Source organism: Ciceribacter sp. L1K22 (assembly GCF_017599385.1).
Taxonomy (GTDB): Bacteria; Pseudomonadota; Alphaproteobacteria; order Rhizobiales; family Rhizobiaceae; genus Allorhizobium.
Genome location: NZ_JAGFPK010000002.1, coordinates 52,973 through 68,902, shown reverse-complemented (window position 1 = coordinate 68,902; position 15,930 = coordinate 52,973). Strand labels below are relative to the sequence as shown.

The following is a 15,930-nucleotide window of genomic DNA, read 5'->3' as shown; positions in this document are numbered from 1 at the left end:
AAAGCTCCTTAGGCCTATCTTCGGGAGGGGGACATGGCCGATAAAGAAACAGCAGACCCAAAGCGGTCCCTGAGCGAAAAAGCTGACGGGCGATCTGAGTCGTCGGCGGGCGCTGGGACCGGAGCCCAGTTGAGTTCGAGCGACCACAACTTGCTTGAGAAAGCGATACGTCGTTCGGTGCCGAACAAGGTTGGTTCCAACCACGCGGAGCTGTCTGCGGGGGCTCGTGATGTTGCTATCGTCCACGAGCACGATCTGATCATGAATCCGGAGCTTCACCCTGTTGCCCGGCAGATGCCGGGCACCGAGCGGGCGCTCGATTATCGCGACAGCCTGTTGAACTGTCTGGTCGACGCTGACCCCCGCAATCAAAGAAGCTTCATTGAGGAGCTTCTCCAGGCGTCGATTCCGGTTCCAACTCTCGCAGTCCACCTGTTTGCACCGGTCGCAGCTCGCCTGGGTGATCTGTGGTGCACCGACGAAGCCGATTTCATGCAGGTCGCGGTGGCATCTACCCGGCTGAGCATGATTGTGAACCACGTCTCCCATCTCGGCATCAATCCGCCGGTCGATGCCAAGGAGAACAGACGTGTCCTGTTGGCAAGGACATCGGGCGCCATGCACACGATCGGTATATCGATCGTTGCGTCATGCTTCCGCGATATGGGCTGGACGGTCGACGGCGGCTCCGACCTCGAGATCGGCGACAGTCTTTACATGCGGCTATCGAACAGGCCGTACAATCTTCTTGGCATTTCAGTCGGCCGCGTTGACGAAGTCCTGGAATGTTCCGAAGCGATCCACCGGGTACAGACAAGTCGCCCAACCCGTAACATGAAGATCGCTGTAGGCGGTCCGGCGGTAATTGCCTCTCCTAAGGCCTTCAATCGTATTGGCGCCGACTTCGTCACGCGTTCGGCGCTGGATGTCATGCAGCTTGCAAGCCACGTCTAGAATGGGCCTCCTGACTGACAGCGGGAGGCCAGCGACCCGTTCACACCACCGGAACCAGACCGTAGCGACGCAGGATACCGCCAATCCTGGCATCCTGCTCCGGATCAGGCAACAGGGCGGGCTGGCGACTTGCACCTACTGATACATCCTGAAGATAAAGTGCCCGCTTGACCATGGCCGGTGCGAAGCCGAGCGCATAAAGATCCGTGCGGAACGCCGTAAAGATCGCCTGCTGCCGCTCGGCTTCCGGTATATCACCGCTGTTGTATCCTTTGAGAATGCCAGCCACGACATCCGGAAGGGCATTGCCGAGACCGGAGATGCAGCCGGCCGCTCCATTCTGCAGCGCCCAGAGCACCAGGTGGTCGGGGCCGGAGTAGACATGAAATCCGGGCATTTCGCGCGAAACAGCGAGATAGGCCTCCAACGTTTCCTTCGCCCCACCGGAATCCTTGATGCCGGCGATATTGCCGTGGGCGGCGAGCTTGCGGGCCGTTTCCGGCTCGATGTGATTCTGCGTGCGGGCGGGAATATCGTAGAGATAGATCGGCGTTTTCACGGCATCCGCAACCGTCGAGAAATGCCGTATGAGACCGTCCTGTGTGCAAGCGATGAAGAAGGGCGTGATGACGGCAATTGCGGTTACGCCAATCCGGTCGAACTCACGGGCGAGCTTGACCGTCTCGAACGTCGCCGGCATGCCGGCATTGACGATCACGTCGACCTTGCCGCCGACTTCGTCGACCACAGCCTCCGCCAGCTTCACCTTCTCCTCGAAAGTCAGCGCGGTGAAGTCACCGTTGGTGCCGGCGCACATGATGTTGTTGCCGGCCGCGACCTGACGGCGGACCTGCGCGCGCGTCGCCTCGTAGTTGATCGTCTCGTCCTCGTTGAAGCAGGTAACAAGCGCGACGAAGGCCTTTTTCGACATGTGATGTTCTCCGGTATTCTTGTTGTCAGGACGCCCGGCTCAACCGGTTCGCACGGTTTTGGGCCTGAACGTCCGGATCCGGATCGAGGCCGGCGGCGAGCAGCGCCTGGGTATAGGGCTTCTGCGGTGTCTCGAATATCTCGCGCACAGTGCCGAGCTCGACGACCTCGCCCTTCTGCATGACCATCACATGGTCGGCAAAGTCGCGCACCACGGGCAGGTCATGCGCGATGAAGATGAAGGCTATGCCCATTTCCTTCCGTAGTTTGTCGAGAAGCGCGATGACTTGCGCCTGCACCGACACGTCGAGTGCCGATACGGCCTCGTCGCAGATGATCAGCTGCGGCTCGAGCGCGAGTGCCCGGGCAATCGCGATGCGCTGGCGCTGGCCACCCGAAAATTGGTGCGGGTAACGCCCCATATGCTCCGGTCCGAGCCCGACCTGGGTCAGCAGTTCGGCGACGCGCTCGCGCCACCTGGCTTTAGGAAGGATGTCGGGATGGATGACCCATGCTTCCGAAATCAGCTGGTAGACCGTCATGCGCGGATTGAGCGATTGTGTCGGGTCCTGGAAGACCATCTGCAAATCGCGCCTGAGCTTGTAGAGTTCAGCGGCCGACAATTGGAAAAGGTCCCTGCCCTTCCACTGCGCAGAACCGGAATCCGGTTCATCAAGCCGCAGCAATACGCGGGCGAGTGTCGACTTGCCCGATCCACTTTCCCCGACCACGGCCAGAGTCTCTCCGGCAAGGAGATCGAAGGAAACACCCTTCAAAGCTGCAAACGCACCGTAGTTCTTGCGGATGTCCCGCACGCTCAAGACCGGTTCGTGGCCTTTTAGCGGTTCATGCATCTCGCCCTTGCCAGGGGCCGCCGCGATGAGCTTCTTCGTGTAGGGATGCTGCGGGTTCTTGTAGACCTCGCGCACCGTGCCGGCCTCGACCAGAACGCCTTTCTCCATCACCACGACACGGTCCGCGATCTCGGCGACGACGCCGAGATCATGCGTGATGATAAGGACGGCCATTCCGGTCTCGCGCTGCAACTCCTTGAGAAGCGCCAGCACTTCGGCCTGCACGGTGACATCGAGAGCAGTGGTCGGCTCATCCGCGATCAGCAGATCGGGCCGAAGTGCAAGCGCCATCGCGATCATGACGCGCTGACGCTGACCGCCGGAAAACTCATGCGGATATTTGGCCAGCGCATGCTCCGGGTCCGGAATACCGACGCGACCGAGAAGCCGCAGCGCCTCGGCCTGAGCCCTGGCGGCGTCGGTTCCGTGCGTTGTCAGCGCCTCGCGAACCTGCCATCCGACGGTATAGACCGGGTTCAGGTGGCTGAGCGGATCCTGGAAGATCATGGCAATGCGGCGTCCGTTGATCTCTCGACGTTCTGACAGCGGCATCGTCAGCAGATCGACGCCGTCAAGCAGGATTTCGCCGCCACTGATACGCCCTGGCGGCATGTCGATGAGGTTCATGATCGCCGACGACGACACGGACTTGCCCGAACCGCTTTCACCCAGGATCGCGAGAGTCTCGCCCCGGTCGAGATGATAGGACATGTCGCGCACGGCCTTCACGACGCCACCAGCCGTGTGGAACTCGACCGAAAGGTTGCGGACCTCGAGCAGATGCTCAGCCATTCTTGGCCCCTTTCATTTCCAGACGCCAGCGCTGCACCGGATCCAGCGCAATCCGCATCCAGTTCGAGAGCAGGTTCAGCGACATCGTCGTCAGGATGATCGCAAGCCCCGGCCAGAAGGAAAGCCACCATGCATTGGTCAGGTATTGCCGACCCTGGCTGATCATGAGACCCCACGTGATCTCCGGTGGCTGGATGCCGATGCCGAGAAACGAAAGCGCGCTTTCCGCCAGCATTACATAGGCGAAGTCGAGGGTGGCGAGTGTGGTCAACGTCGGGAGAACCACCGGCAAGATATGGCGGAACAGGATGCGCTTGCTGGAGGCGCCCATGACGCGCGCCGCCTGGACGAACATGCGCTCGCGAATTTCCAGCACCTCGGCCCGTGTTGTGCGCAGATAGACGGGGATGCGGGTGATCGCCAGTACCATCATCAGGTTTAGGATCGAAGATCCGAGAATGTAGAGCACGATGACAGCGATCAGCAGCGACGGGAAGGACATGATGACATCAGCTAGACGCATGATGACCTGATTGACGCGCGGCGAAGAAAAGCCGGCAATCAGTCCAAGCACGGTTCCCACTACAGAGGAGATCAAGACCGCGCCGGCTGCCACCATGATCGTGTTCTGCGTCGCGACGATGATGCGTGCAAGCAGCGGGCGTCCGAGCGCATCCGCACCCATCCACCAAACCCAGGCCTTCTCAAAGTCGAAAGGCGCAGCATTCCGACCGCGCAGGTTCTGCTTGGTGGCGATATCCCCTAACCAGCTGGGCCCCATCAACGCCATCAATATGACCAGCAGCAGGAAAACCGCTGCGCAGAGGGCGAACTTGTCGGCCAGCAGCATGCGGAACATACGCCGATAAAACGGCGGTTCATCGGCAATCGCAACGATGGAGGTTTCGAGTGTCATAGCCCCTCCTCAATGCCGAATTCGTGGATCGAGAATTGCATAAGCGAGATCGATCAGCAGGTTCAACAGGAAGATGGCAAGCGCCGTCACGAGGATCGCGGCAAGCACCACGTTGAAGTCGCGCTGCAGGATGGAATCGATCATCAGCTTGCCGACGCCGGGGAAACCGAAGATCGTCTCGATGATGACGGCACCGTTGAGCAGGCTCGCGGCTTGGTCACCGATCACGGTGATAACCGGCAACATGGCATTGCGCAGCGCATGGACGAAAATGATTGGGGTCGATTTCACGCCTTTGGCACGCGCCGTCTTCACATAGGCGGACGACAGAGCCGTAATCATCGAGCCGCGCACCACCTGCACGATGATACCGAATGGCCGCACGAACAGTACAGCGATCGGCAAGATCCAATGCCAGATCGAGCCGGTGCCAGATGTCGGCAACCATGCGAGATTGACCGCGAAAACGACGATCGCAACGATCGCGAGCCAGAAGTCCGGCACGGACGCGCCGACGAGCGAGACGATTGACGAGAAACGGTCGAAGAATCCGCCAGCCCGAAACGCGGCAAGAGAGCCGACCACGATCGCGGCGACGGTAACGAGGCTCATCGTGATGACGGCGAGCCACAGGGTCCAGACGAAGGCTTCAAGCACCACGTCGAGCGCCGGCCGCGCCTTGCGCAGCGATTCACCAAGATCGCCCGTCAGAACATCGCCGACATAGCGGCCGAACTGGACCATCAGCGGATCGTTGAGACCATGCAGTTCGCGAAACTGGTTCTTCATCTCCTCGGAGGCCTCGACCGGCAGGAAAAGCGCCGCCGGATCGCCGGTCAGGCGGGAGAGGAAGAAGACCATGACAATAAGCCCGATGAGCGAGATCAGACTGGCCACGGCACGTTTTCGGATGAAGCTCAGCATCGCACCCTCGGAGAAAACGCTGCGGCAGGATCATCCCGCCGCATGATTGCTTTGAAAAGTTCGCGACGTTCCGTAGCCCGCGCTTACTTGATCGTGATCTCGGACAATTGGAGCATGGAATTCGTCGCCATCGTGGGCTTGAAATCCAGGCGCTCGGAAACCCGGGAGAAGCCGACCATGTGGAAGAGAAGCACATCGGCGACCACGTCGTCATGCAGATAAGCAATCAGCTCGGACCAAAGCTTGGCGCGTTCGTCGCCCACCGCTGCCGAAGCCCGCTTGATCAGGTCGTCAACCTTCGGATCGGAAAAGCCCGACTGGGTTCCGTCGCTCGCATACTTGAAGAACATGGAGAACGAGGGGTCGCCCTTGGAGTTGTCGTGCATGGCGGCGACGATCTGAGGACCACGACCTTCCGCGAAGGGCTTCGAATAATACTGCTCGTGCTCGGCGACCTCGACGAACTTCAGCTCGATGTTGAAGCCGACTTCCTGCAACTGCTGCTGGATCGCCTCCATGATTTCAGTGACGTTCGGGAAGTTCGCCGAACGGGCGATGATCGTGATCGGCGTGTCGACCTTCACGCCATCGGCTTTGGCCTCCTCGATCAGCTTCTTGGCAGCGTCCGGATCATAGGGGAATACTTTGACGTCAGGGTTCCAGCCGAGCGTCGGTGGAGGAACGATGGCTGTTGCCAGCAACGCGCCATCCGGCACCAGCGTGCCGAGGAACGCCTCGCGATCGACGGCCAGGTTGAGAGCGCGGCGAACACGGACGTCGTTCAGCGGTTCGATGTTGTGATCGATACGCAGATAGACGGTTTCACTGTCGAGATAGGAGAAGTCCGTAGCCGGATTTGTCGCTTCAAGCTGCGAGATCGAAGGGGAAAGGTCAGCCTCACCCGCCTGAACCATTGCCGCGCGCACAGATGGATCCGCACGGAAAGCATAGGTCGCCTCCGTTACCTCCGGCTTCTCACCCCAATAGTCGTCGCGGCCCGTCAACACGATCTGCTGGCCAGGTGTCCAGTTCGTGAGCTTGTACGGGCCTGTCCCGATCGGTTCGCGAATGAATTCGAGCGGCGTCTCTTCCGGAACGATGGTCACCAGCGACATCAGGAGCGGCAGGATTGGCTGCACCGGATCTGCGTTGAAGTCGATGGTGTAGTCGTCGACGACTGTCGGCGTGACAGTCATGCCGCCGAAGTAACGGCGAGACTCGCAGGTGTTCTTGTCGCTCATGATGCGGTCGAAACTGTGCTTCACGTCCTTCGCGTCGAAGCTCGTGCCGTCCGAGAATGTCACACCCTGCCGCAGGTGGAAACGCCAGCTGCCGTCTTCGTTCTGTTCCCACTTTTCAGCAAGGCGCGGCATGACGCCCTTGTCGCCACGGACATCGAGCTCCGTCAGCGTCTCGCTGACGTTTTCCATGATGATGCGGCCGATATTGGAACGCGTCGCCATGCAAGGCTCGAGCAGATCAGCCTCCTCCGGCAGAACCACCTTGATCGGGCCCGAACCGGCATAGGCCGGCGACAGAGCAGTGCCCATAACCAAGGCACACAGCAGAGCAGTTTTCTTCATGTCATTCTCCTCCCAGATAAACTCGTTCGTATGTGCAGCGGCAACACGCCGCAAGAATTGCATCGGCACCGTGCCGACGAGCCAAAGCAACAGCGCCAACGCTCGCCCCTTACAAAGCAGGTGGACAAGACCGGGCACCCGGAACACCTCTATGTCCGACACTCCGCCTCCTGACCAGACCATCCAATTTCCTACGAACTTTGTCAATTATTTTCGGGATGTAAAAAGAAGTCCCGGAGACGGTAGATTATTTTATGATTTAAAATCATATGTTTAAACTGAAAATAATTCAGAAACTCAAAATAAGGAAACATAAAAAAACTTGACAACTTTTTGGAAAAGATCGATTTCGAATGCAAGAGGAGCATTCCATGACACCTGATGAAATCGCGCGCCGGATGAACGGCAGATTGGAAACGGCAGCAGACGGACGCGTTGAGGCATACCTGCCGTCTCCGATGATTCAGAATCATGCAGCCTTTCTCCACAGGGCCAGAAACGGTTCGCTGATCTGCGCATGGTTTGGCGGATCGCTGGAGGGGAAATCCGATATCTCGATCTACGCCTCGGTTCTTTCCGACTCCATGACCTGGGGCGCCCCACAGCGCTTGAGTTCCGATCCCAACCACTCCGAACAGAATCCCGTCCTGTTCGATGCGCCTGATGGCCGCCTTTTTTTGTTTCACACGTCGCAGCCCTCAGGCAATCAGGATGAATGCCGTATCCGGATGGCTGAAGTCGTCGTGGACCAAGGCGACCCGCATCAGCTTGCGACGGCGGCGGAAACGTATCTCGATCTGCCCCGAGGATGCTTCATCCGCGCGCCACTGACGATCCGGGATGACGGCGCCTGGTTGCTGCCGATTTTCCGCTGCGTCCAACGCCCCGGGCAAAAATGGAATGGAAGCCACGACACGGCTGCGCTCGGAATCAGCGAAGACGCCGGAAAGACATGGCGGCTGGAGGAACTGGACGGGTCGACCGGCTGCGTTCACATGTCACCGGTCGCGCTCGGCGGTGGCAGATATGCAGCCTTCTTCAGGCGACGTCAGGCAGATTTCGTCTATAGAACCGAAAGCACCGACGGCGGGCGAAGCTGGGTCGCTCCAGCCGCGACCGACATTCCCAACAACAATTCGTCGATCGCGGCCATTACGTTGAAGGATGGACGCATCGCGATCATCTGCAACCCGGTCAATGCGGAGCACTCCGCCGACCGGCGCACATCCCTCTATGATGAACTGGGGGAAAATGACGATAGGCCGGAGGCCGACCCTGCCGGAGGGATCGTGCCTGTCTGGGGAGTGCCGCGTGCGCCCGTATCGGTCTGCCTTTCCGACGACGGCGGGATCACCTTTCCGCGCCGTATCCTGATCGAGGATGGTCCGGGCTCTTGCCTCTCCAACGATTCCGCCGACGGACGCAATCAGGAAATGTCCTACCCGTGGATACTGGAAGGACGCGACGGAAGCCTGCATCTCGCCTACACCTACCATCGACGCGCGATCAAATATGTTCGGCTGGCACCCGGCTGGGATCGCCTCGACAATGGAGAATGATATGAGCGGAATTATTGGCATCACGATGGGCGATCCGTGCGGCGTTGGTCCCGAGATCTGCGTCAAGGCACTTGCCGAGATGTCGGACGCCGACCGGGCTGCCACACGGATATACGGAAACCTGAAGACGCTCGAGGCCGCTCGCGATGCGATTGGCCTCGACATGGAGCTAGCTCCGTTCGTCGTCGATCTTGCTGTGAACGGGGCGCCCCTGCCTTGGGGGCAACTGAGCCCGGTGGCAGGCGACGCGGCCTTCCGCTTCATCGAAAAGGCGGTGCGGGACGCGGAGGCAGGCCAGATCGGCTGCATTGTTACCGCGCCGATCAACAAGGAAGCGCTCAATGCCGCAGGCCATCACTACGATGGCCACACCGGCATGCTCCGCAGCCTCACAGGCGCGAAGGCCGCTTACATGTTGCTCGCGTCTGAGCGTCTCAAGGTCATCCACGTCTCGACCCATGTGTCTTTGCAGGAAGCAATCCGCCGCGCAACGACGGAACGGGTCTTGGCAACCATCCGGGCCGGCAACGACCATCTGAAGCGCATAGGTTACGATACACCGCGCATCGCGGTGGCCGGGGTCAACCCACATTGCGGCGAAAACGGGCTCTTCGGTACCGAGGATGACGATCAGATCGCGCCCGCCGTCGCCGCTGCTCGCGCCGAAGGCATCGATGTCCAAGGACCGATTTCCGCCGACACGGTTTTTCACCGCGCCTATTCCGGCGCCTTCGATCTCGTGGTCGCGCAGTATCACGACCAGGGGCACATCCCGATCAAACTCGTCGCCTTCGACACCGCGGTCAACGTCTCGGTTGAACTGCCGATCGACCGCACGTCCGTCGATCACGGCACGGCCTTCGATATCGCCGGCAAGGGCATCGCCAACCACGGCAACATGAATTCCGCCATCGCCTATGCCCGCAAGCTGGTGGCGGGCCGCCGCAAGCAAGGATAACACCGATGACCGCATCCATCACTCTTCATCAGCCGCGCCGCCTGATTGTCGGTGCGGGCACGATCGACGAGATCGGCGATCTCGTCGGCGCCGCCTCGTCGGTCTTCGTTCTCGCAACGCCGATCACGGCAGGCTTCATCGACAGAATGAGGATCAGAGGAAAGCTGGAGGTCTTCGATGCCATTCCCGGAGAACCCGATATGGCGACCCTTGACGCAGCGCTTGTGTCGGCGCGACGCGCTCGCCCGGACGTCGTGATAGGACTCGGCGGCGGCTCTGTGCTCGACGTCGCGAAACTGGTTGCCGTGCTCTGGGACTCCGAACAGACGCTCGCCGACGTCGCCGGCCCCAACAAGGTCGCCGGACGCAATACTCGACTTGTCCAGATCGCGACGACCGCTGGCACCGGATCGGAGGCTGGCATCCGTTCGCTGATTACCGATCCCGTCAAGGGAGCCAAGGTTGCGGTCGAGAGCCCACACATGATCGCCGATGTGGCGGTGCTCGATCCGGAATTGACGTTCACCGTTCCGCCAGCGGTTACTGCGGCAACGGGCGTCGATGCCATGGCCCATTGTGTCGAGGCCTTCACCAACAAGCGCGCCCATCCGATGATCGATGGTTTCGCCCGTATGGGCTTCCGTCTCGTCGGCAGATATCTTGCGCGCGCCGTGAAGGACGGAAGCGACACCGAGGCTCGTGAAGGCATGATGCTTGCCTCGTTCTACGGCGGCATCTGCCTCGGCCCGGTCAACACCGCCGCAGGCCACGCCATAGCCTATCCCCTGGGCACCCGCCTTGGCTTGCCACATGGCCTTGCAAACGCGATCGTCTTTCCGCACGTGCTCGCCTTCAACCAGCCGGTCGCCGCAGAGAAGACGGCCGAAGTCGCCGACGCATTGGGGTTCGGCGATATCCGCTCGCCGGAACAGCTTCTTGATAACGCCTGTCGCTTCTGCGCCGATCTGAACATCGAGATGGCGCTATCGAAACACGGGGCGAGCCAGGAAAATCTTGCTGTCTATGCCAGCGAGGCCCACGCGAACCGGCGCCTGATGGACAACAACCCCGCCGATATGTCGGTCGATGACATTCTCGGAATCTACAACGCGTCGTACTGAGTGTCGGACTGTCGCTAACAGCACGCCTACCCGTTATCTCGGTGTCAGGCATCCTCTCCCGAGACCGAGGCACTGGCTTGGAAAAGCCGCGCCCTCGATCCGGTGAGATGGGAAAACATCAGCTCCTTTGCCCGAGCCCCATTGCCCGCTGCGATGGCTTCCGCGATCGCCTCATGCTCGGCAAAGACGCGCGCCAGCCCGGCGCTATCGCGCTTGACCGACGCGCCATGGAACCGCATGCCGACGGCGATATGGTCCTTCAGGGCTTCCATGGCCGTTGAAAAATAGCTGTTTTGCGCCGCCCGGGCGATCGCGAGATGAAACTGGAAATCCGCGTCTTCGCGGTGTGCCTGTCGATTCGTCGCATCCCGCATGAGTTCGAGCGCCTCGCGGATCGCCGCCAGCGTCGCCGTATTGTGCCGGTCAGCCGCGGCTTCGGCAGCCGCGGGCTCCAGGGTCAGACGGAATTCGTAACAGTTGAGCAGGTCCGCCACGTTTTCGAGTTGCCCGAAGCCGAGCGGCTGCTTCATGCCGACCGCACGCACGAAGCTCCCCGCACCGCGTCTCGAGTAGATGAGCCCCTGCTCCCGCAGGCGCCGAAGCGCTTCGCGTATGATCGGGCGGGAGACCTCGAATTCGATCGCCAGATCGTGTTCGGTCGGCAGGCGTTCATCGGCCTGATAGGCACCCGACTTGATCGCCCTGTGCATTCGTTCGAACACCAGATCGGCAAGACTTTTCCGCGCTGTTCCGCTTTGCAGTCCCATTCGTCAATCCATGTCCCGGAGCATGCGAGACGCCAGAATGGCGAGCGTATCCGGCGCTCCGAATCCCCCGGATTTCGCGATGATACATTGGTCGCCAGCATAGGCGATCCCCAGACCCGGCAAACACTCGCCGTCGAGCCTGAAGCGCCTGACTCCCATCCGGGACAGCACGGCCTCCGCCGTTGCCCCGCCGGACAGCAGCAGGGTCCGGGCGCGCGACGTGAGCTCCGGGTGAACACCCCCGGCCAGGCAGGCAGAGACATCCTGCGCCGAGACCGCTTCACTGCCTTGTGTGGCCTGGACCAACACGAAACGCCCGCCCTTGGGCGATACCGTGTCGAGCCGTCCGTTGGGGGCTGAGAGATAGTCGACGTCGCCCCGTGCGCGCAATGTCTCGACCTGCGCCAACGTGATCGGATCATGCGAACCGATGACGAAAAGTCCGGCTCCCTCGGGAGGCTCGACGGATTGAGGTATCTTACCGCCTGTCATCCTGCGCGCGAGCGCCTCCGCAAGCCCCCTCGCGCCGACGAGCAGATCCAGGTCCTCCCGCTCGGCAGTTTCGAGCGCCGCGTCCATGTCTTCGTCGCTTACCGTATCCGCGACCCGACACCGCTCCGCATGTCCTCCGAGCCGATCGGCGATCCGGATTGGTCGCGCGACACCGAATCCCTCGACACATCCATCTCGAACGATCCGCCCGAACGCCGGAATAGCAGGCGCCACCAGAGCTTTCCTGTAGGAGATCGCATCCAGTTCCGCCGCCACATGCCCTTTCAGACGGGAATCCACCTTCTTGAATATCCGTGTTCCCCGCGGCAGTGCCTGATAGGCAGCCCGCGCAAGCGCGGCGGCGTGCGCCTCATCGAACTCGCGCGATCCGAGATTGATTGACAAAACAGCAGGCTCTTCCGCCAGCGCGTCGGCGATCGCCTCAATGCCAATCGCAACCTGTGTATGCAGACCTCGGCCGGCAAAGGGAGAACCTGTATCGAGCGCCCCGGTGAGGTCGTCGGCGACTATAGCGAGCAACTGACTTCCTCCTCCCGCTGTTGTCATCTTTTATGACCGTATTTTCCTATTCTTTCCAGAGATATCTTGTCCGATGTATTACAAATTTATGGAGGCCACGTGGGAGGCTAGGAGCGGAATGGATAGGAGGATGGCCCATCAACAGGGACAGACATGAAGCTGAAGCGGTATCCGGCCTATCGGCGGGCCGGAATATCAAAAGTCACGGGTTCGGATAGCTCCCGCACAACTCGATTTTACAATGGAATTTTAGGACTAGCCCAAGCAGTTATCCGGGGGAAGCAGCGAACAGAAAAGCCTGAAGTTTTGAATCTTTATTAAAATTACTAATAATATTATTGACCACGGCCGTGGCAGTCTGTTAATTGTCCCACAAATAAATCCACAGAATTGGAACGCCGAAGCGTCCGGCGATGCCGCGGCGCAGCTTATTGGGCGTGCTCACTCTGTGGTCATCGCCTGAATTCGCATTTGACGACCGACGAGCTATCGGGCGGTTTCGTACCGGGACGCGACCGACCTTTTCGAAAACCGCCGGGGTGGGGACACAGGGACGCTGTTACCTCACTGGAGCCGGGCGAGCAGGACAGAAGAAAGACTCTGCTCCAACGGAGCTTCAAAGCTTCGAGGCATGAGGTCAGGAATGCTGCTGGAAGGAGGAGGCCCTCCAGCAGTGACATAAGACGCACGCATCGTGTGGCGTCCATCAAGATGGGCACCGTGGAAAGTGCCAAGGAGGAGGAGCATGAAACTGAAGGCTTTATTGATTTCAACGACGGCATCTGTGCTGCTGAGCGCCGCCATGGCGTTTGCCGGCCCCGAGGTTGTCGCAGGTCCTGGCGTCGAGCCCGAGTGTTTTGCGCCGTGGAGCGCTGACACAAAATACATGCAGTGGCCCAAGAAGGACGGTCCGTTCAAGGTTGCGATCGTCAACGGCTTCGTCGGCAATACCTGGCGCATCCAAATGATCAAGACGGCCAAGGCCTATGCTGAAGACCCGGCGGTAAAGGACAAGATTTCCGAGTTCAAGGTGGTCTCGACAGGAACGGATGCACCGGCCCAGCTTGGCGCCATCGAGGATTTCATCAATCAGGGTTACGACGCCATCGTGACCATCGCGGTCGCCCCTGACGGTTTCGATCGCGTCATACGGCTTGCCGACAAGAACAATGTCGTCCTAGTTCCATTCGACAATGTTCTCGACACCGACAAGGTCATGCAGGTGAACGAGAACCAGCTTGAGATGGGCCGCATGTGGGGCCAGTTCGCTTTGGACGAACTGCATGCCAAGGGCACAAAGGACGGGAAGATCCTCGAGGTCCGTGGCCTGCCGGGAAACTCCGTTGACCGTGACCGTTCGATAGGCATCAACGAGGTGTTCACGAAGGATGGTGGCAAGTGGGAGATGGTCTCTGTCGTCGGCAACTGGGACGACGGCACGACCCAGAAGGTTGTTGCCGACGCGATCGCCGTTCACGGCCAGTTCGACGCCGTGGTCGGACAGGGCGGATCCAATGGTGTCATCCAGGCGCTGAAGGATGCAGGCCATCCCTGGGTTCCGATTGCCGGCGAATCCGAAAACGGCTTCCGCAAGGCGATTGCAGAGCATTCAGCTGATGGCCTCAAGGGCATTTCAATCGGCCAGTCACCAGGCCTCGTGGCGATCGCCATGAAGGCGGCGATCTCGGCGCTCGAAGGCAATGTCATGCCCCAGCTCATCTCGGTGCCGCTGCCAGTCGCAACCTATAAGGAGCTTAAGGACGGCGAGAACTACTGGTCCAATCTTCCGGACAACTTCTTCACCGTTAACGAGTTCCCGCCCTGCGGCGTGAACATCTCGGGCCCCGCCATCATGGCACAGGACGAGTCCGACACGAAATAAGTCGGTATGTCAGGAAGCATGCCGGCTCGGGTCGGCATGCCTTCGTCCGGCTGCCCTACGATCCGCCCGGGGCGGCTTGAGCGTGTGATTTATGGTGTAGCGGATCGGTGGAGTAGCAAATCGTGAACGACAAGACTCGTCCGGATGTTCCGATCGTTGGATTGCGGGGAGTTTCCAAATCGTTTTCAGGCGCCAAGGCGCTGGAAGACGTTGATTTTTCTTGTCGAAGCGGCAGCACACACGCGATCCTTGGCGAAAACGGAGCCGGCAAGTCGACGTTGATCAAAATCATGTCCGGCGTTCTGCAGCCCGACAAGGGCGAACTCTTTCTGAACGGGGAGCCCGTGCGTTTTCGTTCACCGGCAGAGGCTGCCAAGTCCGGAATCGTCTGCATCTTCCAGGAACTGTCGCTCTTGCCCGACCTCACCGTCGCGGACAATATCTCCATTGCCGATCCGCCGCGACGCTTCGGCCTGATCGACGGGCGCGCGCAGAGGCGCCGCGCCGAAGCGCTTCTCGCGCGTATCAAATGCGAAGACGTAGACCCCAATGCTCTGGTGCGCAATCTCTCCCTGTCTCGTCGTCAGATGGTGGAAATCGCGAAGGCTCTGGGTATGAACCCCAAGGTTCTAATCCTGGACGAAGCAACATCAGCCCTAACCAGCCGCGATGTCGAAACAGTTTATGGGCTTCTGGGTGACCTTAAGAATGAGAACGTCGCGTCGCTTTTCATCTCACACCGCATGCACGAGGTGGATAGGCTTTGCGACACCCTGTCCGTCTTCCGCAACGGCAATCATGTGGACACATTCGCCAAGGGCGAGCGCTCGCCCGGCGAGATCGTCCGGATGATGATTGGGCGCGACGTCGAGGCGCATTTTCCACCTAGGCCCGCACCGCGCAAAACCGTCTCCTTTTTCGAAATCAACAACCTCTCCTGGGAAAGCCGGCTCAACGGGGTCAATCTGAGCGTCGGAAAGGGTGAGATCGTAGGCCTCGGCGGGCTTGATGGTCAGGGCCAGAAGGAACTTTTGCTGGCCCTCTTCGGCGTTCTGCGTGGCGTTGGCGGAGAGGTCAAAGCAGGCGGATCGGTTGTTTCGCCATCGTCCCCCTATGAGGCCAAGACCGGCAAGACACGCATCGCACTCGTACCCGAGGATCGCAAGACGGAGGGCCTGATGCTGCCCATGTCGATTGCCGACAATCTGCTGGCCGCTTCCTTTGACAAGGTATCCACCGGTGCCTTCATCGACAGCGGCAAGGAACACGCTGCCGTCGAGGACGGAATCCGCAAGCTTCAGATCAAAATCAACAAGGCAACCGACCCTGTAGCAACACTCTCGGGCGGCAACCAGCAGAAGGTGGTCATTGCCAAGTGGCTGATGACCGAACCCGATGTCATTCTGTTGAACGACCCCACGCGCGGCATTGATGTCGGCACAAAACAGGAAATCTACAAATTAATGCGTGACCTGGCTGGAGAGGGTAAGGCGATCCTTTTCTATTCGACAGATTATGCCGAGCTGATCGGCTGCTGCGACCGGATTGCTGTCATGTATGACGGCGTCATCACCACCGAACTCAGCGGTGATGCGATCAACGAGGAAGCCGTTGTCGCAGCCTCGCTCAATATCAACGCGCAACCGGCGGCCTGATAG

Annotated in this window: 13 protein-coding genes; 6 read left to right on the top strand and 7 right to left on the bottom strand. The window is 59.9% G+C overall.

Annotation, left to right across the window (positions count from 1 at the left end; translation table 11 throughout):
• The first annotated feature begins 129 nt into the window (after positions 1-129).
• Positions 130-954: a cobalamin-dependent protein gene (locus tag J5J09_RS18350; RefSeq protein ID WP_246746014.1), complete on the top strand. Its 825-nt coding sequence runs from the start codon at positions 130-132 to the stop codon at positions 952-954.
• 40 nt (positions 955-994) lie between these two features.
• On the opposite strand, the gene J5J09_RS18345 is transcribed toward J5J09_RS18350, so the two are convergent.
• The 5 genes from J5J09_RS18345 to J5J09_RS18325 form a co-directional block, all read right to left on the bottom strand.
• Complete coding sequence (locus J5J09_RS18345) at positions 995-1,885, bottom strand: dihydrodipicolinate synthase family protein (protein WP_208553685.1); 891 nt, start codon at positions 1,883-1,885, stop codon at positions 995-997.
• Positions 1,886-1,910: 25 nt separating this feature from the next.
• Complete coding sequence (locus J5J09_RS18340) at positions 1,911-3,530, bottom strand: ABC transporter ATP-binding protein (protein ID WP_208553684.1); 1,620 nt, start codon at positions 3,528-3,530, stop codon at positions 1,911-1,913.
• A complete protein-coding gene (locus J5J09_RS18335; protein WP_208553683.1) occupies positions 3,523-4,446 on the bottom strand; it encodes an ABC transporter permease in 924 nt (307 codons plus the stop codon). The genes J5J09_RS18340 and J5J09_RS18335 overlap by 8 nt, the downstream gene beginning before the upstream one ends.
• 9 nt (positions 4,447-4,455) lie before the next feature.
• A complete protein-coding gene (locus tag J5J09_RS18330) occupies positions 4,456-5,370 on the bottom strand; it encodes an ABC transporter permease (protein WP_208553682.1) in 915 nt (304 codons plus the stop codon).
• A gap of 83 nt (positions 5,371-5,453) precedes the next feature.
• A complete protein-coding gene (locus J5J09_RS18325; protein WP_208553681.1) occupies positions 5,454-6,953 on the bottom strand; it encodes an ABC transporter substrate-binding protein in 1,500 nt (499 codons plus the stop codon).
• 371 nt (positions 6,954-7,324) lie between these two features.
• Between J5J09_RS18325 and J5J09_RS18320 the strand changes: the two genes are divergently transcribed.
• The 3 genes from J5J09_RS18320 to J5J09_RS18310 are packed head-to-tail and all read left to right on the top strand — an operon-like array spanning position 7,325 to position 10,591.
• Positions 7,325-8,512, top strand: coding sequence for an exo-alpha-sialidase (locus tag J5J09_RS18320; protein ID WP_208553680.1), 1,188 nt, complete (start codon positions 7,325-7,327; stop codon positions 8,510-8,512).
• A 1-nt stretch (position 8,513) separates the two neighbouring features.
• Positions 8,514-9,470, top strand: coding sequence for a 4-hydroxythreonine-4-phosphate dehydrogenase PdxA (gene pdxA, locus J5J09_RS18315; RefSeq protein ID WP_208553679.1), 957 nt, complete (start codon positions 8,514-8,516; stop codon positions 9,468-9,470).
• 5 nt (positions 9,471-9,475) lie between these two features.
• Positions 9,476-10,591, top strand: a complete 1,116-nt coding sequence (locus J5J09_RS18310; RefSeq protein ID WP_208553678.1) for an iron-containing alcohol dehydrogenase — start codon at positions 9,476-9,478, stop codon at positions 10,589-10,591.
• A 44-nt stretch (positions 10,592-10,635) separates the two neighbouring features.
• Here J5J09_RS18310 and J5J09_RS18305 read toward each other — a convergent pair whose 3' ends face one another.
• Both J5J09_RS18305 and J5J09_RS18300 read right to left on the bottom strand, forming a co-directional pair.
• Positions 10,636-11,358, bottom strand: a complete 723-nt coding sequence (locus J5J09_RS18305) for a FadR/GntR family transcriptional regulator (RefSeq protein WP_208553677.1) — start codon at positions 11,356-11,358, stop codon at positions 10,636-10,638.
• 3 nt (positions 11,359-11,361) lie between these two features.
• Complete coding sequence (locus tag J5J09_RS18300) at positions 11,362-12,390, bottom strand: four-carbon acid sugar kinase family protein (RefSeq protein WP_208553676.1); 1,029 nt, start codon at positions 12,388-12,390, stop codon at positions 11,362-11,364.
• 745 nt (positions 12,391-13,135) lie between these two features.
• Between J5J09_RS18300 and J5J09_RS18295 the strand changes: the two genes are divergently transcribed.
• Together J5J09_RS18295 and J5J09_RS18290 are read left to right on the top strand one after the other, a co-directional pair.
• The gene (locus J5J09_RS18295) at positions 13,136-14,272 is read left to right on the top strand and encodes a sugar ABC transporter substrate-binding protein (RefSeq protein ID WP_208553675.1); all 1,137 of its coding nucleotides are present in this window, start codon (positions 13,136-13,138) and stop codon (positions 14,270-14,272) included.
• A 122-nt stretch (positions 14,273-14,394) separates the two neighbouring features.
• The gene (locus tag J5J09_RS18290; RefSeq protein ID WP_208553674.1) at positions 14,395-15,927 is read left to right on the top strand and encodes an ATP-binding cassette domain-containing protein; all 1,533 of its coding nucleotides are present in this window, start codon (positions 14,395-14,397) and stop codon (positions 15,925-15,927) included.
• Positions 15,928-15,930 lie beyond the last annotated feature (3 nt).